General features: G+C 70.4%; 1 pseudogene. It reads right to left on the reverse strand.

From position 1 onward, the window contains the following. Window positions 1-65: 65 nt before the first annotated feature. A pseudogene (locus AB0E98_RS33990) lies at window positions 66-1,023 on the reverse strand (endonuclease/exonuclease/phosphatase family protein); the annotation flags it as partial.

Here is a 1,023-nt window from a genome sequence, read left to right on the forward strand (position 1 = left end):
CACGCACTCGGTCTCGTGCCGCGCTGAACCGCTGAACCGCCGAACCCGCCCCCACCACCGTCCGGTTACGGACGGAACCGCAGCACCTGCGGGTCGTGGTCGCTGATCTGGTCGTGGAACTCGGCGTTGACGTGCACGCTGTCGTAGGACAGTCCGCCGCGGCGGATGGACGGACTGACCAGGATCTGGTCCAGGACCTGGCTGTTGCCCTGGTAGACGTACGAGTAACGCTCGCTCTCCGGCAGCGACTTCACCGCCGACCACAGGGCGCCACCGTCCTCCAGCAGGCGGGCGGTTTCGGAGAACTCGAAGTCGTTGATGTCGCCGAGGGCGACGACGTCCGCGTTCTTCTGGGCGGCCAGGATCTCCTTCACGAAGGTGTTCACCACCTTCGCCTGGGCGTGGCGCTGGGTCTCCGAGCCGCGCGACGGCGGCTGGTACTGCGCCGTCAGGCCCTGGTCGCCGCCCTTGGAGTTGAAGTGGTTGGCGATGACGAAGACCGTGCGGCCGCGGAAGACGAACTCGCCCGCCAGCGGCTTGCGGCTGTCCTTCCAGGCCGGGTTCGCCGGCTCGACCCGCCCGGGGGAGTGGGTCAGCGTCGCCTTGCCGCGCTCCTTGCGCACCCCGGTCGCCGTGGTGGCGTCGCCGCCCGCCCGGTCGGTGAAGGAGACCCGCTCGGGGTTGAAGAGGAACGCCTGGCGGATGTTGCCGCCCGGCTGGCCGCCGTCCGCCTTGTCGACCGGGTCGATGCCCCGCCAGTCGTAGCGCGGGCCGCCGGCCGCGACGATCGCGTCGATCACCTGCCGACCGTCTCGTCGGCCGCGACGGTGCCGTCGTCCGTGGCACCGTTGTTGTCCTGGATCTCCTCCAGGGACACGATGTCGGGCGACTTGAGGTGGTGCACGATCGCCTCGGCGTGGGCGGCGAACGTGTCGTCCGACGGGTCGAGGTTCTCCACGTTGTACGTCGCCACCGCCAGCTCGCGCGCGCTCTGCGGACGCGTCGACTCGCGCTCCGTGCCGC

The organism is Streptomyces sp. NPDC037389 (assembly GCF_040636475.1).
GTDB lineage: Bacteria > Actinomycetota > Actinomycetes > Streptomycetales > Streptomycetaceae > Streptomyces > Streptomyces hesseae.